At 67.0% G+C, this 21,403-nt stretch carries 22 protein-coding genes; 16 read left to right on the top strand and 6 right to left on the bottom strand.

Translation table 11 applies throughout. From position 1 onward, the window contains the following. Genes cpaB through ACQY4Y_RS20075 form a run of 8 tightly spaced genes read left to right on the top strand, consistent with a single transcriptional unit; the run spans position 1 to position 7,928 of the window. On the top strand, positions 1-942 hold the full coding sequence (gene cpaB, locus ACQY4Y_RS20040; RefSeq protein ID WP_428492349.1) for a Flp pilus assembly protein CpaB: 942 nt from the start codon (positions 1-3) through the stop codon (positions 940-942). After that, complete coding sequence (locus tag ACQY4Y_RS20045; RefSeq protein ID WP_428492350.1) at positions 942-2,327, top strand: type II and III secretion system protein family protein; 1,386 nt, start codon at positions 942-944, stop codon at positions 2,325-2,327. The genes cpaB and ACQY4Y_RS20045 overlap by 1 nt, the downstream gene beginning before the upstream one ends. Continuing rightward, entirely contained in the window at positions 2,324-2,635 is a 312-nt protein-coding gene (locus ACQY4Y_RS20050) for a hypothetical protein (protein ID WP_428492351.1), read from the top strand. The genes ACQY4Y_RS20045 and ACQY4Y_RS20050 overlap by 4 nt, the downstream gene beginning before the upstream one ends. Then, a complete protein-coding gene (locus tag ACQY4Y_RS20055) occupies positions 2,635-3,885 on the top strand; it encodes an AAA family ATPase (RefSeq protein ID WP_428492352.1) in 1,251 nt (416 codons plus the stop codon). Before ACQY4Y_RS20050 ends, ACQY4Y_RS20055 begins: the two co-directional genes overlap by 1 nt. After that, complete coding sequence (locus ACQY4Y_RS20060) at positions 3,882-5,258, top strand: CpaF family protein (RefSeq protein WP_428492353.1); 1,377 nt, start codon at positions 3,882-3,884, stop codon at positions 5,256-5,258. Before ACQY4Y_RS20055 ends, ACQY4Y_RS20060 begins: the two co-directional genes overlap by 4 nt. Positions 5,259-5,289: 31 nt before the next feature. After that, on the top strand, positions 5,290-6,255 hold the full coding sequence (locus tag ACQY4Y_RS20065) for a type II secretion system F family protein (protein WP_428492354.1): 966 nt from the start codon (positions 5,290-5,292) through the stop codon (positions 6,253-6,255). Continuing rightward, positions 6,252-7,190, top strand: coding sequence for a type II secretion system F family protein (locus ACQY4Y_RS20070; RefSeq protein ID WP_428492355.1), 939 nt, complete (start codon positions 6,252-6,254; stop codon positions 7,188-7,190). Before ACQY4Y_RS20065 ends, ACQY4Y_RS20070 begins: the two co-directional genes overlap by 4 nt. Positions 7,191-7,202: 12 nt before the next feature. Then, positions 7,203-7,928, top strand: a complete 726-nt coding sequence (locus tag ACQY4Y_RS20075) for a tetratricopeptide repeat protein (protein ID WP_428492356.1) — start codon at positions 7,203-7,205, stop codon at positions 7,926-7,928. A 66-nt stretch (positions 7,929-7,994) separates the two neighbouring features. Here ACQY4Y_RS20075 and ACQY4Y_RS20080 read toward each other — a convergent pair whose 3' ends face one another. The 4 genes from ACQY4Y_RS20080 to ACQY4Y_RS20095 all read right to left on the bottom strand — a co-directional run bounded on the left by ACQY4Y_RS20080 (position 7,995) and on the right by ACQY4Y_RS20095 (position 11,083). After that, positions 7,995-8,186 carry a hypothetical protein gene (locus tag ACQY4Y_RS20080; RefSeq protein WP_428492357.1) on the bottom strand — a complete coding sequence of 64 codons (192 nt, stop codon included), beginning with the start codon at positions 8,184-8,186 and terminating at the stop codon, positions 7,995-7,997. Positions 8,187-8,508: 322 nt separating this feature from the next. Continuing rightward, on the bottom strand, positions 8,509-8,901 hold the full coding sequence (locus ACQY4Y_RS20085) for a hypothetical protein (RefSeq protein ID WP_428492358.1): 393 nt from the start codon (positions 8,899-8,901) through the stop codon (positions 8,509-8,511). Positions 8,902-9,054: 153 nt separating this feature from the next. Further along, positions 9,055-9,996, bottom strand: a complete 942-nt coding sequence (locus tag ACQY4Y_RS20090) for a sensor histidine kinase (RefSeq protein ID WP_428492359.1) — start codon at positions 9,994-9,996, stop codon at positions 9,055-9,057. A 157-nt stretch (positions 9,997-10,153) separates the two neighbouring features. Continuing rightward, positions 10,154-11,083, bottom strand: a complete 930-nt coding sequence (locus ACQY4Y_RS20095) for a 3-hydroxyacyl-CoA dehydrogenase (protein ID WP_428492360.1) — start codon at positions 11,081-11,083, stop codon at positions 10,154-10,156. A gap of 188 nt (positions 11,084-11,271) precedes the next feature. Here ACQY4Y_RS20095 and ACQY4Y_RS20100 point away from each other — a divergent pair, with 188 nt between their 5' ends. Beyond that, a complete protein-coding gene (locus tag ACQY4Y_RS20100; protein ID WP_428492361.1) occupies positions 11,272-12,261 on the top strand; it encodes a D-2-hydroxyacid dehydrogenase family protein in 990 nt (329 codons plus the stop codon). Here ACQY4Y_RS20100 and ACQY4Y_RS20105 read toward each other — a convergent pair. Further along, the gene (locus tag ACQY4Y_RS20105) at positions 12,258-12,821 is read right to left on the bottom strand and encodes a chalcone isomerase family protein (RefSeq protein WP_428492362.1); all 564 of its coding nucleotides are present in this window, start codon (positions 12,819-12,821) and stop codon (positions 12,258-12,260) included. The genes ACQY4Y_RS20100 and ACQY4Y_RS20105 overlap by 4 nt on opposite strands. 357 nt (positions 12,822-13,178) lie before the next feature. Between ACQY4Y_RS20105 and ACQY4Y_RS20110 the strand changes: the two genes are divergently transcribed. The 5 genes from ACQY4Y_RS20110 to ACQY4Y_RS20130 all read left to right on the top strand — a co-directional run bounded on the left by ACQY4Y_RS20110 (position 13,179) and on the right by ACQY4Y_RS20130 (position 18,798). Further along, the gene (locus tag ACQY4Y_RS20110) at positions 13,179-14,120 is read left to right on the top strand and encodes a heme-binding protein (RefSeq protein WP_428492363.1); all 942 of its coding nucleotides are present in this window, start codon (positions 13,179-13,181) and stop codon (positions 14,118-14,120) included. Between the two features lie 135 nt (positions 14,121-14,255). Beyond that, positions 14,256-16,397: an alkaline phosphatase family protein gene (locus ACQY4Y_RS20115; protein WP_428492364.1), complete on the top strand. Its 2,142-nt coding sequence runs from the start codon at positions 14,256-14,258 to the stop codon at positions 16,395-16,397. A gap of 93 nt (positions 16,398-16,490) precedes the next feature. After that, positions 16,491-17,495: a hypothetical protein gene (locus ACQY4Y_RS20120; protein ID WP_428492365.1), complete on the top strand. Its 1,005-nt coding sequence runs from the start codon at positions 16,491-16,493 to the stop codon at positions 17,493-17,495. Further along, positions 17,453-18,199 (top strand): TIGR04283 family arsenosugar biosynthesis glycosyltransferase, encoded by a 747-nt coding sequence (locus ACQY4Y_RS20125; RefSeq protein ID WP_428492366.1) that lies wholly within the window; start codon positions 17,453-17,455, stop codon positions 18,197-18,199. Before ACQY4Y_RS20120 ends, ACQY4Y_RS20125 begins: the two co-directional genes overlap by 43 nt. Continuing rightward, entirely contained in the window at positions 18,196-18,798 is a 603-nt protein-coding gene (locus ACQY4Y_RS20130) for a TIGR04282 family arsenosugar biosynthesis glycosyltransferase (RefSeq protein WP_428492367.1), read from the top strand. Before ACQY4Y_RS20125 ends, ACQY4Y_RS20130 begins: the two co-directional genes overlap by 4 nt. Here ACQY4Y_RS20130 and ACQY4Y_RS20135 read toward each other — a convergent pair. Further along, a complete protein-coding gene (locus ACQY4Y_RS20135) occupies positions 18,771-19,385 on the bottom strand; it encodes a class I SAM-dependent methyltransferase (RefSeq protein WP_428492368.1) in 615 nt (204 codons plus the stop codon). The genes ACQY4Y_RS20130 and ACQY4Y_RS20135 overlap by 28 nt on opposite strands. Positions 19,386-19,495: 110 nt before the next feature. Between ACQY4Y_RS20135 and ACQY4Y_RS20140 the strand changes: the two genes are divergently transcribed. Next, positions 19,496-20,611, top strand: coding sequence for a serine hydrolase domain-containing protein (locus ACQY4Y_RS20140; RefSeq protein ID WP_428492369.1), 1,116 nt, complete (start codon positions 19,496-19,498; stop codon positions 20,609-20,611). Next, complete coding sequence (locus tag ACQY4Y_RS20145; RefSeq protein ID WP_428492370.1) at positions 20,608-21,399, top strand: enoyl-CoA hydratase/isomerase family protein; 792 nt, start codon at positions 20,608-20,610, stop codon at positions 21,397-21,399. Before ACQY4Y_RS20140 ends, ACQY4Y_RS20145 begins: the two co-directional genes overlap by 4 nt. The last annotated feature ends 4 nt before the right edge of the window (positions 21,400-21,403 follow it).

A 21,403-nucleotide genomic window follows, 5' to 3' on the forward strand; every position in this document is an offset into this window, starting at 1 on the left:
ATGTTGCTCAGAATCGCCCTGTTCGTCCTGATGGCCGCCGGTCTCGCCGGGTTCGGGGCGGTCGCCTGGATCAGCACGCATCCCTCGGCACGGTCAACTGTCGCCGGCGCCCCCGTGCCGAAGGCGACCGTGCGGGTGCTCGCCGCCGCCCACACCCTGCGTCCCGGCGTGCTGTTGAAGCCCGACGACCTGACCGCCGCCGACCTGGCCCAATCCGCGGTCCCCGAGGGTGCGCGCCCGGATACCCCGGTGGCCCGCGCCGAATTGCTGGGCGCGATGGTCCGCCGCACCGTGGCGGCGGGCGACGTGGTGCTGCCAAGCCAGGTCATGCGCGCCGGCGAACGCGGTTTCCTCGCCGCCGTGCTCGGCCCGGGGCTGCGCGCCACCACCGTCGGGGTCGATGCCGTCTCCGGCACCGCCGGGCTGATCTGGCCGGGCGACCACGTCGATCTGATCCTGACCCAGACGCTGGACGACCCGACCGCGCCGCTGGGCCGGCGTATCGCCGGCGAGACCGTGCTGCACAATGTCCGCGTCATCGCCATCGACCAGGAACTGATGCAGGGCGCCACCGCGTCCAACGCGCCCAACGTCTCGGTGCCGCAATCGCGCACCGTCACCCTGGAGGTCTCGCCCGAGAACGCCGAACGCGTCGCCGTCGCCACCAGGCTCGGCCATCTCTCGCTGTCGGTGATTTCGGCCGACACCGCCGATACGCCGGCGCAGGACGGAACCAGCGAAAACGCATCCGTCCAGACCGCGTCGAGCAAGGCCGCCGCCGGCAAGACCGCCGCCGGCAAGACCGAGGCCCCCGCGCCGGCCCCGATCACCTGGGGCGGCGACGTCTCGGCCGCATTGAAGTCGGGTCAACGCACCGATCCCACCGCCGGAATCATGCATCTCTACCTCGGCGGGGCTGACGGCAAGGAGGTACATTTCTGATGATGACCCACCCAAAATGGGCTGGTGTTCTGTTGGCTGCCCTGCTTTTCAGCCTGCCTGCGGCGGCCCGGGTGGCGCCACGGCCGGGCGGCAGCGCCACGACTAGCATAACCGTCGAAGCCGGGTCCGGGCGGGTGATCCAGCTTGCCGGTTTGGCGGCCAACCTGTTCGTGGCCGACCCGAAAGTGGCCGAGGCAAGGCCGGCCAGCGCCAACAGCCTGTTCGTCTTCGGCCTCGCCGTTGGCCACACCACGATCGCCGCGATGGACAATTCCGGCCATTCGGTCGGCGTCTATGACCTGATGGTGGTGCCGTCCTCGGCCGCGGCCTCGCTCGCCGGATCGGCGATCAACCGAGCGCTGCCGGGCGATACGGTTCGCACCCGCGCCGGCGTCGATGGGGTCGAGATCAGCGGCCAGGTTGCCACGCCGGCCGACGCCGAACGCGCCGCCGCCGCCGCCCAGTCCTTGCTGCCAGACAAGCAACTGGTCGCCAACCGGCTGCAGGTCTCCGAACCGATCCAGGTGCTGCTGCGGGTGCGGATCGTGGAGATGTCACGCACCCTGACCCGTGATCTGGGGCTGAACTGGCAAAACCTGGCCGGGCGCATCGGCAATACCGCCGAGATTGGCATCGCCACCGCCTTTCCGCTGGCTGACCTGACCAGCGGGTCGGTGCCGCCGGCGGTGGGAGCGTTGGCGTTCCGCAAGACCAGCGTGGAGGCGATCGTCGATGCCCTGGCGCAGGATCAACTGGTCCACATCCTGGCCGAACCGAACCTGACGACCATGAGCGGCGAGCCCGCCAGCTTCCTTGTCGGCGGCGAGTTCCCGGTGCCGATCGCGCAGGAACAGAACACCATCACCGTCGACTTCAAGCAGTACGGCATCTCGCTGGCGTTCGTGCCCACCGTGATGTCGGGCGACCGCATCAACATGCATGTCCGCCCCGAGATCAGTCAGTTGACCGACCAGGGCGCGGTTCAGCTCACCGCCGGCAACAACAGCATTGTCATTCCGGCGCTGCAGGTTCGCCGCGCCGACACCACGGTCGAGATGGGCAGCGGCCAGAGCTTCGCCATCGCCGGGCTGCTGTCGGACAACGTCACCCACACCAGCAACGGCGTGCCGTTCCTGGGCGAAATCCCCGGCATTGGGGCGCTTTTTCGCTCCGACAGTTTCAAACGCCAGGAGTCCGAAATCGTGATCATCGTAACGCCGTTCATCGTCCATCCGGTCAACCAGGCGGCGCCCCTGCATGAGCCGTCGGATGGCTGGACTCCGCCGAACGATCTGGAACGCATCCTGCTGCTGCGCCAGAACGGCACTCCGGCGGCATCGCCGGTTGCCCATATCAGCGGCGACGCCGGGTTTATCGTGCAATGAGACCGCTGGTCCCCATCATGGTCGCGATCGGCCTGGGTGCGGTGGGCGCGGGATGCGCCGCCACCGATCCGCTGCTGAACACCAACGATTGGAACCCCACCGGGGCGAACGAAAAGAATATCGCCGCCCAGGTGGTCAATCCGGAAGACCTGGTGCACGGCCGCCAACCGATTGGCGGCTCCGACGGCGGCATGGCGGCGCTCGCGGTGCAGCGGCTGCGCACCAATCATGTCAAGCCATTGCCCGACACCGGCATCACCGACCTGCACGTGCAGTCCACCGGCAGCCCGTCGGGAGGGGGTTCGTGATGTCGGACGATCTCGCCATTCAGGTCGCCGCCCAAGTTACCGCCGGGCCCAGCGCGGTGTCGGGGCGCAGCGGACGCATCCAGATCCTGGCGTTCGTCACCGACGCGGACAGCGAGGCGGTGCTGCGCCTCGGGCTGCTCGCGGTCGGGCCCGAGGAGGTCATCATCCATCGCGGCAGCAGCCGCACCGCGGTCGGTGCGATGAAGAAGCTGCCAAGCCCGCGCGTGCTGCTGGTCGATATCAGCGGCGACGAGCAGCCGATGTCGACCCTGACGGCGCTGTCCGAGGTGGTCGAGCCTGATGTCCGCGTGCTGGTGATCGGCGAGCGCCAGGACGCCGATCTGTATCGCCAGTTGACGCGCAACCTCGGGGTCGCGGAATACCTGTATAAGCCGCTGAACGCCGAGGTCGTGGCGCAGCATTTCGGGCCTCAGGTCGCCCCCGCCAGCATCGCCCCGGCGAGCGCTCTGGGCGGGCGGATCCTGGCGTTGAGTGGGGTCTGCGGCGGCGCCGGGGCGACCACGCTGGCGGCCAACCTGGCGTGGTACCTGGCCAATGAGGTGCGCCGTCACACCGCCGTGCTGGACGCCAATCTGCACACCGGCAGCGTGGCCATGCTGCTGGGGGCCAAGCCGGGCGGCGGTCTGCGCCTGGCGCTGGAAACGCCGAAGCGGGTCGATGACCTATTCATGGAACGCATCGCCGAACCGGCCGGCGACCGGCTCGCGGTGATCGCGGCGGAAGAGAAACTGACCGAACAGCCGGCGATCGCGCCCGGCGCGGCCAAGCACCTGCTGCAGAAGCTGCGGCACCGTTACAACTACGTGGTGGTCGATGTGCCGCTGGAGCCGTCCGCCTGGCACGGCGAGTTGATCGAGATGGCGCGGCAGCGGGTGCTGGTGATGCAGCCCACGTTGCAGGCGGTGCGCGACGTGCTGCGCGCCATAGCGCTGCCCACCGGCTCGCAGCAGACCCGCCGGTCGCTGATCGTGCTGAACCACCTCGGCGCACCAGGCACGATGACGCGCCATCAGGTCGAGCAGGCGCTGCAGCACAAGATCGACGTGGTGATCCCGCATCTGCCACGCGTGGTCAACGCCGCCGCCACCATGGGCACGCCGGCCGCGGCGACCCGCGGCGGTTTCCGCGCCGCGATCCGCGATCTGGCGGCCGAGGTCGCCACCAGTGGAGCGACCGATGCCCCCACCAGGCGGTTCGGCTGGCCGTTCCGCCGCGGCGCGGCAAGATGACGCCCAGCCTCGGCACTCCAAGCTTCGGCCGGCTGCGGCAGGAAGCGGCCATCCCGGCGAGCGAACCAGCGGTGGTTGCCGCGGCGCCGTTGGGCAATCGGCCGGGTGCCACGCCGCTGATCGCAGAGCTGCGCAATCTGTGCCTGTTGCGGATCGATCCGGCCGCCGTGGCGGCTTTGCCACCGGACCGCCTGGCCCCTGAAATGGAGCGCCTGGTCGCCGAAATTGCCACCGAACGCCGGGTGCAACTGAATGGCCGCGAGCAGCGCCAGGTCGCCAGCGACCTGGTCCACGACATGCTGGGTCTGGGGCCGCTGCAGCCGCTGGTGGACGACGACAGCGTGCAGGACATCCTGGTCAACGGGCCGGACCGGGTGTTCGTCGAAAGATCCGGCAAGGTCACGCTGTCGGATGTGCGGTTCCGCGATGCCGCGCATGTCGGCAACATCTGCCAGCGCATCGCGTCCTCGATCGGGCGGCGGGTCGATGAGAGCAGTCCGATGTGCGATGCGCGCCTGGCCGACGGGTCGCGTGTCAACATCGTTTTCACCCCGCTGGCGCTTGACGGCCCGTATATCTCGATCCGCAAATTCGCCAAGCGGCGGCTGGATTTCGCCCAATTGGTGGAGCGCGGTTCGTGTACCACGCAGGTGGCTCGGGTGCTGGAGATCGCCGGGCGCGCGCGGCTGAACATCATCATTTCGGGTGGCACCGGGTCGGGCAAGACCACGCTGATGAACGCCATCAGCCGCAGCATCGATCAGGCTGAACGCGTCGTCACCATCGAGGACGCCGCCGAACTGCAACTGCAGCAGCCGCACGTGGTGCGGCTGGAGACTCGCCCGCCGAGCCTGGAAGGCAAGGGCGAGGTGACTCAGCGTGACCTGGTCCGCAACGCGCTGCGCATGCGCCCCGACCGCGTGATTATCGGCGAGGTGCGATCCTCCGAGGCGTTCGACATGCTGCAGGCGATGAACACCGGCCATGACGGCAGCATGTCGACGGTGCACGCCAACACCACGCGCGACGCGGTGGCGCGCATCGAGAACATGGTGCAGATGGGCAATATGGGTTTGCCACTGCGTGCCATCCGCGCGCAGATCGTCGGCGCGGTCGATCTGATCGTGCAGGTCGAACGCCAACGCGACGGCAAGCGCCGGCTGACCCAGTTGACCGACGTGCTGGGCATGGAAGGCGAGATCGTCACCCTGAACGACATCTTCCGCCTGGAGATCAACGGCGAGAACCCGAACGGCGAACTGATCACCCGCTACAAGGTCAATCGCGCCCGACCCAGCTTTCATGAGCGGCTGGGCTACTTCCAACTGGAGCGGGCGTGGACCGCCGCGCTGGAAGAGGCGGTCGGCGGATGAACCCGCCTCTGGCCTTTCCGATGGTCGGCGGATGAACCCGCCTTTGGCCTACCTGATGGTCGGCGCCTCGGTCTGCCTGGTCGGCCTGTTCATGAGCTATCTGCTGCTGGCGCGCGACCATCGGCTGGCGCGCCAGCGGAGCCAGCGCATCGAGGGCATCGCCAGTGCCCACCGACTGTCGCGTTCGGATGGCACTGAGAGCGGTTATCGGCTGGGGTTGCAGCGTCAGGGCGCCAGCCTGGCCAGCCGGGGGGCGAAACTGCTGCGCTATGACCCCTCGCATCGGGCGATCTACCCGGTGAAACTGATCGTCGTGCTGCTGGCCGCGGTGCCGCCGGCGGCGCTGTTTGCCCGCGTCGTGGTCGAATTCCTGGGTGTGGCGGGATGGCTGGCGCTGCCGGGGGCGTGGACATTGATCTGTCGCGCGTTCTACGGCTGGTGCGAGGATCGCCACGTCAACAGTCTGTTCAAGCAGTTTCCCGATGCGCTGGCGATGATCGTGCGCGCGGTGCGGGTCGGACTGCCGATGGTCGAGGCGCTGAAGGTGGTGGCGCGCGAAAGCCCCGAACCCACCGCCGCCGAGTTTGCCGGGCTGGTGGCGCAGACCTCGATTGGCGTGGCGCTGGACGACGCGCTGCGCGAGATGGCGGAACGCAACCGGCTGCCGGAATATCGTTTCTTCGCCACCGCGCTGTCGCTGCAGAGCCAGACCGGCGGCGGGCTTGCCGAGACGCTGGAGAACCTGGCCGACACCATCCGCAAGCGACTGGCGGCGCGGCTGCGCGGTCACGCGCTGGCGGCCGAGGCGCGCATGAGCTCCTACATCCTTGGCGCGCTGCCGGTGGTGACCGGCATCCTGCTGGCGTTGACCAACCCCAGCTATATCGGCGTGCTGTTCACCGACCCGAGCGGGCGCGACCTGCTGCTGACGGCGGTCGCGCTGCTTGCCGTCGGCGGCTTCATCATGCGCAGCATGATCCGCAAGAGCCTCACATGATGCCGCCCCACCTGCTTCTCGTGCTTGGCTGTCTCAGCTTTGGCATGGCCGGCGCCGGCTGGTGGATGCTGCGTGGCCTGGCGCGCCAGGAGCTGTGTGACCGCCGCATCGCCGAGGTGCGCCAGAGCGCCGATGCCTCGGCGCAGCACCGGTCCGAGGCCCAGGGCGGGCTGGCGTTCCGGCTGGTTGCCGGGCTTGGCGCGCTGCTGTCGCGCAGCGGCATTCTGCCGGCCTCGACACTGGCTGAGTTGGAGCAGACCCTGGTTTCCGCCGGCATGCGGCAATCCAACGTGCTGGGGCTGTTCATCGGTGCCAAGCTGCTGCTGTGCCTGGTGCTGCCGATCGCGGTCTACCTGTTGCTGCCCACCGGTGCGGTGGCGCCGGCGGTTCGGATGATGCTGATTGGCGGCGGCGCCATTGTCGGGCTGTTGCTGCCGGATTTCATCGTCCGTCGGCGGCGGGCGAAATACCTGGCCGCGGTGGGTCGCGGCCTGCCCGACGCGCTGGACATGCTGGTGATCTGCAGCGAGGCCGGACTTGGCCTGGAGATGAGCCTCGATCGCGTCGCCGGCGAAATCGCCCCGGCGCATCCGGCGATCGGGGCGGAGCTGAAACTGACCTGCGGTGAACTTCGGGTGCTGGCCGACCGTCGCAGCGCGCTGACCAACATGGGCACGCGCACCGGGCTGGAGACATTGCGCCGGCTTGGCGCCACGCTGATCCAGACCATGCAGTACGGCACCCCGCTGAGCCAGGCGCTGCGCACCCTGGCGACCGAGATGCGCTACGAGATGCTGATGCGGTTCGAGGCCCAGGCGGCGCGGCTGCCGGTGCTGCTGACGGTGCCGATGATCCTGTTCATCCTGCCGTGTATTTTCATCGTCGTTGGCGGCCCGGCCGGGCTGACTGTGGCGCGGACCTTCATTCACCACTGAAAGGTATGCAAAATGCGTCCTATCGTGCTGCTTTCACTGCTGCTATTCGCATCCTGTTCGTCCGGTCCGGGGCCTGCGTTCTCGACCGCAGCGCCGGGGCTCGACATCGCCGATGCGGCGTTGGCCAGTGGCGCGCCGGAGACCGCGCTGCATATCGCGCAACGCATTCTCGCCGGCGATCCAAGTAACGTTCCGGCGTTGCTGCGTGCCGGCAATGCCGAGGCCGCGCTGGGCCAGCGGGAGGCGGCGGCGCGCGACTTCGACCGTGTGCTGGCCGTCGCGCCGCACCGGGTCGAGGCTGAACTCGGTCTTGGACGGCTGAAGTTGGCGACCGATCCAGCGGCCGCGGCCGCGCTGTTCCAGCGGGTCACCGATCGGGATTCGCACAATGTCGCCGCGTTGATCGATCTTGGCATCGCCAAGGATCTGTTGGGCCGGCATGGCGACGCGCAGCAGTCCTATCGCCGCGCGCTGGCGCTTGATCCGGACCGCATGGCCACCAGCGTCAATCTTGGCCTATCGCTGGCGGTGTCGGGCGACCCGCAGCAGGCGCTGGGGATTCTGCGGCCGCTGGCGGCGGGACCGCAGTCGTCCAAGCGTACCCGGCAGGACCTGGCCGTGGCGCTTGCCCTGGCCGGCGACAACGACGCTGCCGCGTCTGTGCTGCGGACCGACGTCGCGCCGCCGCAGGTGCCGCAAATGATCGCCGCCTACCAGATGCTGCGAGCCAACCCGTAACCCGGCCGCGACCGGTTCGGAGCGGCCGGTACTGAAGCGCGGCAGGCTTCGGCCCCGGCGGACGGGTTAACGATCGGGGGCGTTTCCTGAAATCGGACGACCGACGGTTCGATTGCCGCACAAAACCTCGACGTCGGCGTGTTCGCCTTTATGTTCGGCAGCGGCGAGCAGGGCGCTTGCGTCGTCTTCGCATTCGATATCCATGTTGCCAACGGTCGCGTCATCCCAGTCGAGAAAAAACAGCGTGTAACGAGGCATCAAACGCTCCAGCGACGCAGGGTCCCGCAGTGCGGAGAAGGGGCGGGGCCGCTATCGTCATAAGCCGAAACAACTCTTTAATAATGTAAAATTTCCGCCAATTATCTAAAAGTTGACCCAGATGCTCGCATCTGGCACCGCTGTAGCGCGCGGGGTAATCTCATCGGCAAGCTATTCTTGCCAGCACGCAATATACCAGTCGCATAACTTCTGCTGAGTACACCTTTTTGTTATCCCCATTTTCGGTGGATAACTCCGTGGGCATCTGCGACGCGCGGTTTTGAAGTTGATGATAACTAACTCAATTAGTGGGTTGGTTACACTAATGCGACGTCTTCGATCGGCGTGTGATCGGGCCGCGCGGTGGTCGGGCCGAGCGCGAGCGCACCGAGAAACCCGGCATCGCCGCGACCAGTGTGACGAAGCTGAATGTTTCGTGCCCGGCGAAGCCGGCGGTCAGCCTGCTGTCTCGACGCAAGGACACCGGTGACGCGGCCGCGCTGCCTGTTCTTGCCGGAGGAATGTTTGCCGGTCGATGGGGGGTGCCCCCGGCGCCACCGCCGGACACCGTTGGCCCGAAACGATCGGCGCTTGGGTCGAAACCGTCATCGGCGCGGACCGGGGCCGAATCATCGTCCACACAATACGACAGGGCGCCGGCGACGCGGTCACTGCCGGCGCCCGCAATCACCACGTCCGAAATCACAACGTCCAAGACCACGACGTCCGCGCCGTGCCCTGGCTCTCTCGTGCCGCTTGAATCCATTTTCGTGTTCTCTATGCAGGCAATCATTGGCGCCGGTGCAACGCCGCGGGCTAAAATATTCGTCGCAAGATCAACGGCTAAAAGTTACTTGATCGCACTCACCTAGGTCAGCTCCGTCATCGCGGCCGGCAGCCGTTCCAGTTCCAGCGGCCGGTCCGAAGCGGCCGCGCGCGGCAGCCACAACTCCACGACGGTGCCTTGGCCGGGCCGGCTTTTCAGCCGCAACGCCCCCCGCGTCAGGCGGGCAAGGTCCTGCACCGAGGCAAGCCCGAGGCCGGTTCCCTTGCCGACCGGCTTGGTGGTGAAAAACGGTTCCACTGCGCGGGCGAGCGTGGCGGCATCCATGCCGACGCCGGTGTCGGCCACGCTGATCGCCACGTAGTCGCCCCCTGGCAGCGGCAACCGGGGCCCGCGCCGCTCGGCGTTTCGCCGCCTGCCCGCCGCCGCCCTGCTCGCCGCCCCCCTGCTCGCCTCTCCCATGCCCGCCACCCCGGAGACCCGGCGGTCCACCATCGGGATGGTCACGTTGCGCGCGGCAAGTTCGATCCGGCCACCGTTCGGCATCGCGTCGCGCGCGTTCAACGCGACATTGATCAACGCCAGCTCGAACTCGTCGGGATCGATCACCACCGGCCACAGTTCGCCGTCCGGCGATTTGATCCGGACATTGGTCCGCGTCTCCACCGTGCGAGCCAGCGTCTCGGTGATGGTTTCCATCGATGCCAACAGCGACACCGGCCTGGCACCGGTCGGGTCGCGGCGGGAGAATCGCAGCAGCCGACCGGTCAGCCCGATGCCGCGCTCGCTCGCGCGCAACGCCTGCGCGGTCAACCGGCGCACCTCGGCCGGATCGTCCGATCGGCATTCAAGCAGTTCCAGTGTTGACATCACGGTCTGCAGGATGTTGCGGAAGTCGTGCGTGATGCCGCTGGCAAGCTCACCCAGCGCGGCCAACTTCCGAGCATGCAACGAGTCCGACTGATCGGGTTGCATATCGGCCATCGCGGCCGCGGACATCAGTTTCGAGCGATCGAAGCCGGTCATAAATCACCACTTTCGCTCGGCTATTTACCGAATCCGGAGCTGTCCTGTCAATACGTTACGGAACAATAAGAAGAACGCATGTGTATGCATCCCCCGGCCTCGATGCTTGGTTCCGGCCGCCGGCCACAGACGATCCGTTGGCCGGCCCAAGCCGAAGTCAATCCGGCTGCGTCGCCTTGTGCGCCAGCAGCGCCATCAACCGGCGGTCGCGCCACTCCTGACGCACCGGCTGCATATTGACCGGCAACTCGGTGCGCCGGGCCGCGTGTAGCCGGTCCACCAGGGCCGCGTCCCACTCCAGCGGCTGCATCTGGTGCTGCATCTTGGCATACAGCGGTCCGTAGCGCCGGCAGTAATCAGCCAGTCCGCCCGGCGCGTTCAGGTCGATCGTCTCCAGCGGTCCCATGAAGCTCCAGCGCAGGCCCAGGCCGTGCTTGACCATCGCATCCAGATCGGCGGGGGAAATGACGTCATCGGCCAGCAGCCGGAACGCCTCGGCCAGCAACGCGCCCTGCAGACGGTTCAGCGCGAAGCCCTCGATCTCGCGCTTCAGCGTTGCCGGCACCTGGCCGGCGGCAAGCATGATTTGGCGCGTCCGTTCGGTGACCGCCGGATCGGTCCACGCCGCCGGACAGATCTCGACCAGCGGCACCAGGTAGGGCGGGTTCACCGGATGGGCGATCAGACAACGCTGGCGGGTTTTCAGATGCGCGGTGAACTCGCTCGCCGGAATCCCCGACGATGATGAGGCGAGCACCGCGTCAGCCCGAGCCGCGCGCTCCAGTTCGCTGAACATGGCGGTCTTTATTTCCACCCGTTCGGGGCCGCATTCCTGGATGTACTCAGCATCGCGCACCGACTCCCAAAGCGATTGCATCGGCCGGATCCGCGCCAGCACCGCATCGGGCGCGTCGGCCAGCAGGCCGGCGGCGCGCAGTTCGGGCAGCCGATCAGCGATGAAGGCCAGCGCCTGCGTGGTCTGCAGCGGGAACTGGTCCCACAACGCGACCGTGAACCCGGCCCTGGCGAACACGATGGACCAGGCCCGACCGATCAGCCCGGCCCCGATTACGGCGACGTTGCTCATGCTTGGTTCTCCCGCTGCGCCGAGATGCCACGACAGCGCCGCGCACCGCAACCGCCGCCCGCACTCGGCCAGCGGTCGGGGGCCAGCGATCGGGGGGCCAGCGATGGGGGGGCCAGCGATCGGGCCAGCTTGCGCGATCGATCCCATGGCCGCAGTTTCGCCGGCCTGGACAGGGGCAGGAGGCGGCAATGACCAAGACGACCCGGGTGGCGGTGCTGGACGATTGGCAGGGCGTGGCGAGCGGCGCGGCGGACTGGACGCCGCTGCAGCGCCGAGCCGAGGTGGTGTTCTTCGCCGACGCCTTCGCCGACGCCGACGATGCCGCGGCCAAGCTGGCGGATTTCGACATCGTGCTGTCGATGCGCGAGCGCACGCCGCTGCCAGCCGCGCTTATCAACCGGCTGCCGAAGCTGCGCATGCTGGGGATGACCGGCGCCCGCAACGCCTCGCTCGATACCGCTGCCTGCACCGCGCGGGGCATCCCGGTGTGTTCCACCCAAGGCGGCCAATATAACGATTCGGCAACCGCGGAGCTGGCGCTGGGGCTGCTGATCGCGGCGGCGCGCGGGTTGGCAGTGGGCGATGCGATGATCCGCGCCGGCGGCTTCCAGATGGGCGTGCCGGTCGGCATCGGCCTGGCCGGCAAGACGCTGGGCGTTATCGGGCTCGGCAGACTAGGCGGCTACATGGCCGCCTACGGCCGCGCTCTGCGGATGAATGTGATCGCCTGGAGCCCGAACCTGACCGCCGAGAAGGCCGCCGCGGCCAGCGCCAGGCTGGTGTCGAAGGACGAGCTGATGGCGACGGCCGATGCCATCAGCATCCACATGGTGCTGTCCGAGCGCAGCCGCGGCCTGCTCGGCGCGGCCGATATCGCGCGGATGAAGCATCGCGCGATCCTGGTCAACACCTCACGCGGGCCGATCGTGGACGAGGCGGCGATGCTGCGGGCGCTGCACGAAGGCAACATCGTCGCCGCGCTGGATGTCTACGACCGCGAACCGCTGCCGCCGGATCACCCGCTGCGCAAGGCGCCGAACACGGTGCTGAGCCCGCATCTGGGATACTGCGTGCAAGAGACGTGGGACGGTTTCTATCCGCAGATGATCGAGAACGCGCTGGCCTTCATGGACGCCAAGCCGGTGCGGGTCACCAATCCGGAGGCGCTGAAAAGCTAATTCCCGCTACCCAGCAATTCTCGCTTCAGCTTTTCGGTCGGCGGCGCCGGGCCGATGAAGGTGGCCAGCATCTCAGTGGCGAAGTGCGGATCGTTCACTTGCCCCATGGGGTGCCCGTTCAGGGTGACGTCGACGCCCTTGGGGGTAAACCACATCGAACTCTGGTCGCCGCGATGAACCGCCGGCACGGAGGCGAGAAAGCGCTGCACATCTCCAGGGTCCAGGTGGCACGCCGGCGGCTTGCAATTGCTGGCGAAGCCGTCCTGCCAAGCCTCCCGGGCGTCCTTCGCGTCGATATCGTGGACAAAGTGGATATTCAACAGCTTGCGTTCGGGGGATTGCAAAATACTGTCAGGGTCATCGCTCCGGCGTTCCAGATACAGGCCGGCGACGTAGATGTGAATTCCGACCACCGAGTAAGTCCGCAACCCGATGCCGTTCAGCCGCATGTTGACGCCATCGACGACGCGCGTGTCGGGCATCGACACGCCGTCCAGGCTGGCGGCATTGGCCGCCAACGGAGCCAGCGCGATCGCTGCGAGTGTCAGACCACGAATCATCGAGCCACCCTTACCAGTCTGCCTGGATTCCCGAAATCTATTCTGCGAGATTTAACGAAAATCAACCCGATACGGTTGCCCGACGGCGCCAGCCAGCGGCGGCGTCAACCCGCCAACCAGCGGATATCGTCCGGAATCGAGGTTGATCAGCTGGCAGTTCAATGCCCAAAGACAAACAAGTCAGCGCCATAGGCGCTTTGGCCAGGTCAAATACGAATTCTCGTTTCGATATAGATCAATTGGCCTGTTTCACGGCGACATCCGGACGCTTCGATCACAATGTGCATCAGGCGTCCCCGCGGACGTGCCCAGCGAAGCAGTCCGGCGGGAAAAACCCAGCGGAGGAGGATCAAACCAATGCCCGAAGACCACGCCGCGGTGCCCGGTATCGCCGACATGCAGTCTTCCGAGTGGCTGCGGACCGGCCGCCGGGTCGGTCGTCCGCATTCCGAGGTGACCGCCAATCTGGGACTGCTCGCCGAGTTGCAGGGCAGTTGGCGCGGCACCGGCTTCAATATCACCCCGCGCCCGTTCTTCGGGTCGGCACCGCCGTTCTTCCTTGAACTCAACGCCACGCAGGAAACTCTCGACGTCACCGCGATCACCGGTGACATCCCGAATCGCGGCTCGCGCCAGCCCGACGTCACCCTGCACGGGCTGCGTTATCTGCAGCAGGTCACCGATGCCGTAACGAACTCCGGTCTCCATATCGAGCCCGGTCTGTGGCTGCGGATCCCCGCCACCACCGACCCGGTGTCGGGGCCGACCTATGTGCGCCAGGCGGTTGTCCCGCACGGCGATTCGCTGCTGGCGCAAAGTGTGTTCGCCAGACGTGTCACCGGCTTTCCGACCATCGACCCGGTCGATTCGACACCGTTCCGGGGCAGCGCGATCGCCGGGCTGACCGGCAGACCGGTCGATCCGGTTACCGATGCCCACTATCTCGCGCAGTATCGCGACGGCGTACTCCCACCGGTCGGACTGCCACCCGGACTGGACGCCGCCAGAACGATCAAGGATCCGACGCAGGTTTTGTTGGCGCAGATCGACGGGCAGACCATCATCAGCACGGTGGCGATCGGACTGTCCACCGCCGCGCCCGCCGGCGGCATCCTCAATATCCCGTTCGTCACCACCAACGCCAATGCCGTGCAAATGGATGCGATAGTCTGGATCGAAACCGTCAAGCACAGCGATGGCGGGCACTTCATGCAGTTGCAATACCTGCAGCGGGTGATCCTCGACTTCGACGCCATCCGCTGGCCGCATGTCTCGCTGGCCACGCTGGTGCGACTCTGAGCGATCACCGGCAATTTCACCAAAGTGTCACTCCCTGCGCATTACGCACTTGCCATCCTTCAGTTAAGACCTGGTCATCGCCGAGGTATCGACTGATTCGACGCCGCCGGAACCGCAGAAGGATCGTCCTCATCAATGACCCGCAAGAAATTGTTCAGAACAACAGGCGCCGTTGTCGGCCTGTTGTCGATGCTCGGCAATGTGACGACTTCGTTCGCCGATGACTCTGTTCCTCCGGCACAGAAGTTGACCCTGGCACAGAAGGTCGAATTACTTCGCAAGAAGGTGAAGTATGTATTCGTGATCTACCATGAAAATGAATCCTTCGATCATTACTTCGGCACGTTTCCCGGCGCAACCGGCCTGTTCACCGCCCCGGATGGCGCCAAGCCGGCCAAGAAAACCCCAAGCTTTGTTCAGCAATACTTGGATACCTCGCTGAATGTGGCAACGATTTCGCCGTTCCTGATGCCGCAGGCGGTCACCTCCACCTCGGGCAGCATGGTGCCGATCTACCCGGCGGACGAGATTTCGGTCGATCACAGCCACCAGGGCATGGCCAACAGCCTCCATGTCGATCCCGGTACCAGCATTTCGGCCAACGACCGCTACGCATTGGACCAGGAGGGCCTGACCACCGATAGCTCCGGCAACATCGTCAAGCCCGACGGGTCGGGGCCGACCGCCATCACCCTGGCGCAGCAACAGAAGGCCGAAACCGATATCGGCCATATCGACTGCGATACGATTCCATTCATGTGGTCCTGGGCCAAGCACTTCGTGCTGTTCGACAATTTCCGCCAGACCATCATCGGGCCATCGACGCCGAACGCGATCTCGATCATCGCCGGCCAATCAGGCGAGACGCAGTGGGCGTTGCACAACGACCAAGGCGCCACGGTGAAGTATTCCAATCCATCGTTCCCCAACCCGCTGGGCGCCAGCTATGGGTCCAACGTGATGCCCAGCGACAGCAACGCCTACGTCCCGATCGTCAGCGATCCGGGTCCGTTCCCCGGCTCCAACCTCGACAAGAACGCGGTCAAGCCGCCATACAACTTTGACGAGGACCCCAACAATCCGACGCTGAACCTGACCTTCGCCACCCTGCCGCTGTCGTTCATGGGCAACACCATCCACAACATCATCGCCACCGATCCGAACCCGGCGGCGGACCTGCTGGACGTGCAGAACGACATCGCTACCGTGGCCAGCACCGACCCGACGGTGCAATGGGGCTGGTATCAGCAGGGCTTCGACGCCAACGACGCGTCCGACCCGTTTGAACCGCAAGGCACCGCGACACCGAACCCCTCCAACGATCCCGGGCTGAACACCGGCTATGTGTTGCACCACAACGCACCGCAATACTTCGCCTATCTGGCCGACAACCCGCAGGTGCTGAACAGCAACCTGCACGGCGCCAAGGACTTCTTCCAGGCGGTCGAGAACCGCACCCTGCCGGCCAGCGGCGGCGTGTTCTACCTGCGCGGCGGTTATAACAACAACGACGGGCTGGTGCCGGTCGATCCGACACCGGCGATCCAGCAGGCGTTCCTGGGCAACGACGACCACCCGGCCTACTCCGACCAGCAGATTTCCGAAGCGTTCGCCGCCAAGGCGATCAGCGACATCGCCAACAGCCCGTACTGGGCCAACAGCGCGATCATCATCACCTACGACGAGACCGACGGGTTCTACGACCACGTCTCGCCCGAGGCCCGCAGCAAGTTCGCCGACGGTTCGCAACTTGCCGCCGGGCCGCGGATCCCCACCCTGCTGATCTCGCCGTTCGCCCGGGCGGGCAAGATCTCGCACCAGTACAGCGAGCATGGTTCGGTGATCAAATTCATCGACGAGCTGTTCGGCCTGGTGCCGCTGGCAACGTTGCCCGACGAGGTCCGCGGCAAGGCGCTGGGTGCGGAAACGCTGGGCCAGCCGAACCTCGGCCCGTCGGATGATCCCGCCAACGACCTGGGCGACCTGACCGAGGCCTTCGACTACCGGATCCTCAGCGGGCAAAAGCCGCCGCTGTCGGCGTCGCTGGCGTCGTTCACGCCGGATCAGATCAGCACGCTGCCGCATCTGGCCACCGCCAACTACTCGCCCAACGGCTACACCAACGGCGCCTGCAAGGCGATCGGCATGCTGCCGACCGACTTCCCGACGGCGCAGGCCTATCAGAACGGCCAGCCGATCGACCCTTATCCGGTCAGCGTGAACCCACGTCCGACCCAGTCGCCCGGCACGCCGACCTCAGGCACCTGGACACCCTGACATTCCGCTATCCGACCGACAAGCCAAGCGACGACAATCGAGGGGACGCAGGCGCGGCTTGCGTCCCTTCCTCGCATCACCAGGACCCAACTTATGATTCGGCTGCTGACAGGCGTTCTCCTTGTGCTCGCTTTCTGCAATAGCGCCGGCGCCCAGACGCTGGCCTCGGTACGCGCCGCCCACCATATGACCTGCGGCACCATCCAGGAGGCTGACGACTGGAACGGCCAGGACATCCACGGCAACCTCTCGGCGCTGGGCGGCGAAATCTGCCGAGCCGTCGGCACCGCCATCCTGGGCACCCCCGACGATGTCAAGATCGAGGCCTTTCCGGCCGAACCCGAGGCTCTGAACGCACTGAAATCGGACGCGGTCCAGCTTGCGGTCGGCATCTCGCCCGCGGCGTCGACCGCTTTGCAGTACGGCGTCGGCTTCGGCCCCACGGTGTTCTACGATTCGCAGCGCATCATGGTGCCCAAGAGCAGCGGGATCACCGATCTCGCCGGCCTGCGCGACAAGCTGATCTGCGCATTGGACATGACCCCGCCGGAGCGCACGCTGCGCGACGAGATGACCGCGCGCGCCATCCCCTATGCGCTGATGACCCATTCCGAACAGGGCGAGATGGATGCCGCGGTCGCGGTTCACCGCTGCATCGCCGCCACCGCGATGGAGTCCCGGCTGGCACAGTCGCGCGCTGACTTCCATGCCCGCGCCTCCGACTTCGTCTTCCTGCCGGAGCATTTCGCGCTCAGCCCGATGGTGCCGGCGTTTCGCTACGGTGATGCAACTTTCGCACTGATCGTGGACTGGACGGTCAGTGCGCTGATCGAGGCCGAGGCACTCGGGATCACCCAGCAAAACGTCGCCGAGGCCAGCCAACGCGGCGACATGCGCGCCCAGCAACTGCTGGGCCACGATTTCGCCACTGCCCAGGCGCTGGGACTGGCGCACGACTGGGCGGCGAAGGTGATCGCCGCCACCGGCAACTACGGCGAAATCTTCCAGCGCACCGCCGGCGGCCCATATCATCTGAGCCGGGGGCTGAATGCACTATGGACCAAGGGCGGCCTGATGACTCCATTGCCGATGCACTGACCGCCGCATCCGGCGGCGGGTGCCCGCCGCGCGCGCCACCGGGCGATGCCATCGCCGCCAACCTCTGTGTGATCATCCCCACCCTGAACGCCGCCGCGACGCTGGCGGAGACCTTGGCTGCGCTGGGCCGCGTGCCCGAGATCATCGTCGTCGATGGCGCCAGCAGCGATGCCACCGTCGCCATCGCCGCCGCGTCCGGCGCCGTCGTGCTGACCGCCCCGCGCGGCCGCGGCAGCCAGCTCGCCGCCGGCGTCGCCGCCGCCACCCAACCTTGGCTGCTGTTGCTGCACGCCGACACCAGGCTGGCCCCGGACTGGCGCGCCGCCGCCCAGCTTGCCCCCGCCCAGGCCGGCTACTTCCGCTTCTGCCTCGACGCCCCGGACCACCAGGCCAGGCGGCTCGAGCGCCTTGTTGCCTGGCGCAACTGGTTCTTCGGCCTGCCCTATGGCGACCAGGGCCTGCTGATCCACCGCGACCTGCTACGCGCCGCCGGCGGCGTGCGACCCTTGCCGCTGATGGAGGACGTCGATCTGGTGCGCCGCCTGGGTCGCGCCCGGCTGGTGCCGCTGGCCGCCGACGCTGTGACCTCGGCGCGCAAATGGCGGGAACAAGGCTACCTGCGCCGCTCCGCCCGCAACCTGGTGTGCGTGTCGCTGTGGTTCGCCGGCGTGCCGCCCCGGCTAATCCAGCTTCTCTACCAATGAGGGACACCATCATCGTGTTCGCCAAGGCGCCGCGCCTGGGTACCGTGAAGCGTCGCCTCGCCGCCGGCATCGGCGAGCGGGCCGCGCTGCGCTTCCACCTCGCCACGCTGACCGCCCTGCTGCGCGATTTGCGATCCCGCCGCCGCTTCGATGTCGTGCTGGCGGTGACGCCGGACCGCGTGCGGCTGCGCCTGCCGGTCCGGGTCGATCGCATCGACCAGGGGCGGGGCGACCTCGGCGCACGCATGAGCCGAGCGCTGCGGCGCTACGGGCGGGGGCGGGTGGCGCTGATCGGCTGCGATATCCCCGACGCCGGCGCAGGCGACGCGCACGCCGCGTTCCGCGCCTTGGGCAGCGCCGATGCAGTGTTCGGGCCGGCCGCGGATGGCGGCTACTGGCTGATCGCGCTGGGCCCGCGGCGCCCGGCGGACCTGTTCGGCAATGCCCGCTGGTCCACACCCCACGCGCTGGCCGACACCTTGACGCGGTTTCGCCGGCATCGGGTCGGCTTCGTTCGCACCTTGACCGATGTCGATACCGTGGCGGACTGGCGCTGCTGGGCCGGCGGCCATCACGCCGGCCGAGCGCAACCTTGGTAGAGGAAAGTGTGGGTGCGAGGCCCCGCCAGCCGCGCGGTCGTCAAGCTATCGAAGCGAAATCCGCCGCCGGAAATCAGCCGCTCGATCTCGCGGTTGAGATGGCAGCCCCCGGCAACCCGTTGCCACAGCGGATCAAGCCGATCCTGCCAGCGCGCCACCGACGGCTCCGGCGCTCGGCCGTGCTCCACGAACAGCAATGTCCCGTTTGGCTTCAGCACGCGGCGCAATTCCGCCATGGCGCCGCGGGCATCCGCGATGGTGCATAGCGTCCAGGTGGTCACCACGCAGTCGATGCTGGCAGTGGCGAGCGGAATTGCCTCGGCTGAAGCCTCCAGCAATTCCACCGTCACGGCGGCCTCGGCGGCCCGTTCACGCGCCATACGCAGCAACGCGGGTGACGGCTCCAGGCCGATCACCGAGTGCGTCGCCGACCCATACAGCGGCAGGTTCAGCCCCGACCCGATGCCGATTTCCAGCACCCGCCCCGCGGCGGCGCCGATCACCCGCCGGCGGAACGGCAGCAACGCTTCCTGTCGCATCGCCAGATGCACCAGGTGCGGAAGAATACGGCGCTGGTAGAAGCTCATCGCGTGGTCTCCTCGACATCGACTGACCCGCCGGCCAAGTCCGCGGGTGGTCTAGGCACGTCTTGTCGTCGGCGCCATAGTCGGCACCGTTGCCGAAAGGATGCCGCTGAATGGACTTGCCATCGATCGTGCCGCCGCCGCATGGCCAAGCCTGGCCGGAAGCGCCGGCCGATGCCGCCGGCATGAACTGGATGTGGCTGGAGGAATCCGCCCGCTTCGCCGCCGAGAACGAGACCCAGTGGCCCACCGACCTGCGCCTGCATCTGGAAAGCGGCTTCTTCGAACCAGCCCCGTTCAACCAGTTGCTGGGGCCCATCCGACCGCGCGGCCCGGCCAACGGCCTGGTGCTGCGGCGCGGCTTCAAGATCGCCAGTTGGGGTGACACCGACCAGGTCGATTTCACCTTCTCGGCGGCCAAGAGCTACCTGAGCCTGCTGGCCGGCATCGCGGTGATGGACGGGCTGATCGCCGATCTTGACGATCCGGTGCGCCGCAGCGTCGATGATGGCGGTTTCGATAGCGATCAGAACCGCGCGGTGACCTGGCGCCATCTGCTGCAGAACACCTCGGAATGGCGGGGCGAGCTGTTCGGCAAGTCCGACAGCATCGACTGGCATCGCCAGATCGGCCTCGAGGGCAAGGCGCGCAAGGGCGAGCACCGCACGCTGGGACCGCCCGGCAGCCACTGGGAATACAACGACGTCCGCGTCAACCGGTTGAGCCTGGCGTTGCTGCGGCGGTTTCGCCGGCCGCTGCCCGAGGTTTTCGCCGAACGCATCATGGCTCCGATCGGCGCTTCGCGGGACTGGTCGTGGCACGGCTACAGCACGTCCTCGGTCGAGATCGACGGGCGCACGATCGAAAGCGTGTCGGGGGGCACCCATTGGGGCGGCGGCATGCTGATCCACGCCGAGGATCAGGCCCGGATCGGGCTGTTGATGCAGCGCCGCGGCGAATGGGGCGGACGGCGTATTCTGCCGCGCGGCTGGATCGGCGAATCGCTGCAGCCATGCGCGCTGAATCCGGTGTATGGACTGTTGTGGTGGCTCAACACCAATGGCGGGCGTTACAAAAGCGCACCGGACACCAGCTTCTTCGCCTCCGGCGCCGGCGGCAACCTGACCTGGGTGGCACCGCGGCAGGAACTGGTCGCGGTGCTGCGCTGGACCGATCCCGGCGCCATCGACACCTTCATCCGTTTGATCATGCAGGCTGTGGAACCATGAAAAGCTTCGATACCTTATCTGTCGAATTCCCCCAGGACCACACCGTCCTGGTGACGCTGAACCGGCCCGAGGTGGCCAATGCGTTGAACACCCAGATGGGGCTGGACCTTTTGGAGGTGTTCGACGGCTTCTGCGCCGATCCCGGCCGGCAGCGCTGCATCGTGATTACCGGGGCAGGGGTCCGCGCGTTCTGTGCCGGCGGCGACCTGAAGCAGCGCAACGGCATGACCGACCAGCAATGGCAGGACCAGCATTTGATCTTCGAGCGCATGATCCGCGCCGTGCTGGCCTGCCCGACGCCGATCATCGCCGCGGTGAACGGCGCCGCCTACGCTGGCGGGATGGAAATTTCGCTTGGCGCCGATTTCATCTACGCCGCCGAACACGCCCGCTTCGCGCTGACCGAGGTCACCCTGGGTATCATGCCCGGTGCCGGGGGCACCCAGACCCTGCCGCGCGCCATCGGCGGCCGCCGCGCCAAGGAGGTGCTGCTGACCGGACGGCCGTTCTCGGTCCAGCAGGCGTTCGAATGGGGCATGGTGAACCGCGTCTGCAAGGCGGAAACCCTACTGGCCGAGGCGCTGGAGACCGCGTCCGTCATCGCCGCCAACGCGCCGATCTCCACCCGCCAGATCAAGCAATCGGTCGATGTCGGGGCCGGCACCGACGTGCGCGGCGGGATGATGTTCGAGATCGAGGCCTATAACCGGCTGGTCCCGACCGAGGACCGGCGCGAGGGCATCGCGGCGTTTAACGAAAAGCGGAAACCGGTCTACAACGGGCGTTGAAACG

Source organism: Rhodopila sp. (assembly GCF_965277165.1).
Classification (GTDB): Bacteria; Pseudomonadota; Alphaproteobacteria; order Acetobacterales; family Acetobacteraceae; genus Rhodopila.

Excerpts from the sequence above, each read along its gene's own strand:
- cpaB (WP_428492349.1), top strand. The coding sequence starts at position 1 with ATGTTGCTCAGAATCGCCCTGTTCGTCCTGATGGCCGCCGGTCTCGCC.
- ACQY4Y_RS20045 (WP_428492350.1), top strand. The coding sequence starts at position 942 with ATGATGACCCACCCAAAATGGGCTGGTGTTCTGTTGGCTGCCCTGCTT.
- ACQY4Y_RS20050 (WP_428492351.1), top strand. The coding sequence starts at position 2,324 with ATGAGACCGCTGGTCCCCATCATGGTCGCGATCGGCCTGGGTGCGGTG.
- ACQY4Y_RS20055 (WP_428492352.1), top strand. The coding sequence starts at position 2,635 with ATGTCGGACGATCTCGCCATTCAGGTCGCCGCCCAAGTTACCGCCGGG.
- ACQY4Y_RS20060 (WP_428492353.1), top strand. The coding sequence starts at position 3,882 with ATGACGCCCAGCCTCGGCACTCCAAGCTTCGGCCGGCTGCGGCAGGAA.
- ACQY4Y_RS20065 (WP_428492354.1), top strand. The coding sequence starts at position 5,290 with ATGAACCCGCCTTTGGCCTACCTGATGGTCGGCGCCTCGGTCTGCCTG.
- ACQY4Y_RS20070 (WP_428492355.1), top strand. The coding sequence starts at position 6,252 with ATGATGCCGCCCCACCTGCTTCTCGTGCTTGGCTGTCTCAGCTTTGGC.
- ACQY4Y_RS20075 (WP_428492356.1), top strand. The coding sequence starts at position 7,203 with ATGCGTCCTATCGTGCTGCTTTCACTGCTGCTATTCGCATCCTGTTCG.
- ACQY4Y_RS20080 (WP_428492357.1), bottom strand. The coding sequence starts at position 8,186 with ATGCCTCGTTACACGCTGTTTTTTCTCGACTGGGATGACGCGACCGTT.
- ACQY4Y_RS20090 (WP_428492359.1), bottom strand. The coding sequence starts at position 9,996 with ATGACCGGCTTCGATCGCTCGAAACTGATGTCCGCGGCCGCGATGGCC.
- ACQY4Y_RS20095 (WP_428492360.1), bottom strand. The coding sequence starts at position 11,083 with ATGAGCAACGTCGCCGTAATCGGGGCCGGGCTGATCGGTCGGGCCTGG.
- ACQY4Y_RS20100 (WP_428492361.1), top strand. The coding sequence starts at position 11,272 with ATGACCAAGACGACCCGGGTGGCGGTGCTGGACGATTGGCAGGGCGTG.
- ACQY4Y_RS20105 (WP_428492362.1), bottom strand. The coding sequence starts at position 12,821 with ATGATTCGTGGTCTGACACTCGCAGCGATCGCGCTGGCTCCGTTGGCG.
- ACQY4Y_RS20110 (WP_428492363.1), top strand. The coding sequence starts at position 13,179 with ATGCCCGAAGACCACGCCGCGGTGCCCGGTATCGCCGACATGCAGTCT.
- ACQY4Y_RS20115 (WP_428492364.1), top strand. The coding sequence starts at position 14,256 with ATGACCCGCAAGAAATTGTTCAGAACAACAGGCGCCGTTGTCGGCCTG.
- ACQY4Y_RS20120 (WP_428492365.1), top strand. The coding sequence starts at position 16,491 with ATGATTCGGCTGCTGACAGGCGTTCTCCTTGTGCTCGCTTTCTGCAAT.
- ACQY4Y_RS20125 (WP_428492366.1), top strand. The coding sequence starts at position 17,453 with ATGGACCAAGGGCGGCCTGATGACTCCATTGCCGATGCACTGACCGCC.
- ACQY4Y_RS20130 (WP_428492367.1), top strand. The coding sequence starts at position 18,196 with ATGAGGGACACCATCATCGTGTTCGCCAAGGCGCCGCGCCTGGGTACC.
- ACQY4Y_RS20135 (WP_428492368.1), bottom strand. The coding sequence starts at position 19,385 with ATGAGCTTCTACCAGCGCCGTATTCTTCCGCACCTGGTGCATCTGGCG.
- ACQY4Y_RS20140 (WP_428492369.1), top strand. The coding sequence starts at position 19,496 with ATGGACTTGCCATCGATCGTGCCGCCGCCGCATGGCCAAGCCTGGCCG.
- ACQY4Y_RS20145 (WP_428492370.1), top strand. The coding sequence starts at position 20,608 with ATGAAAAGCTTCGATACCTTATCTGTCGAATTCCCCCAGGACCACACC.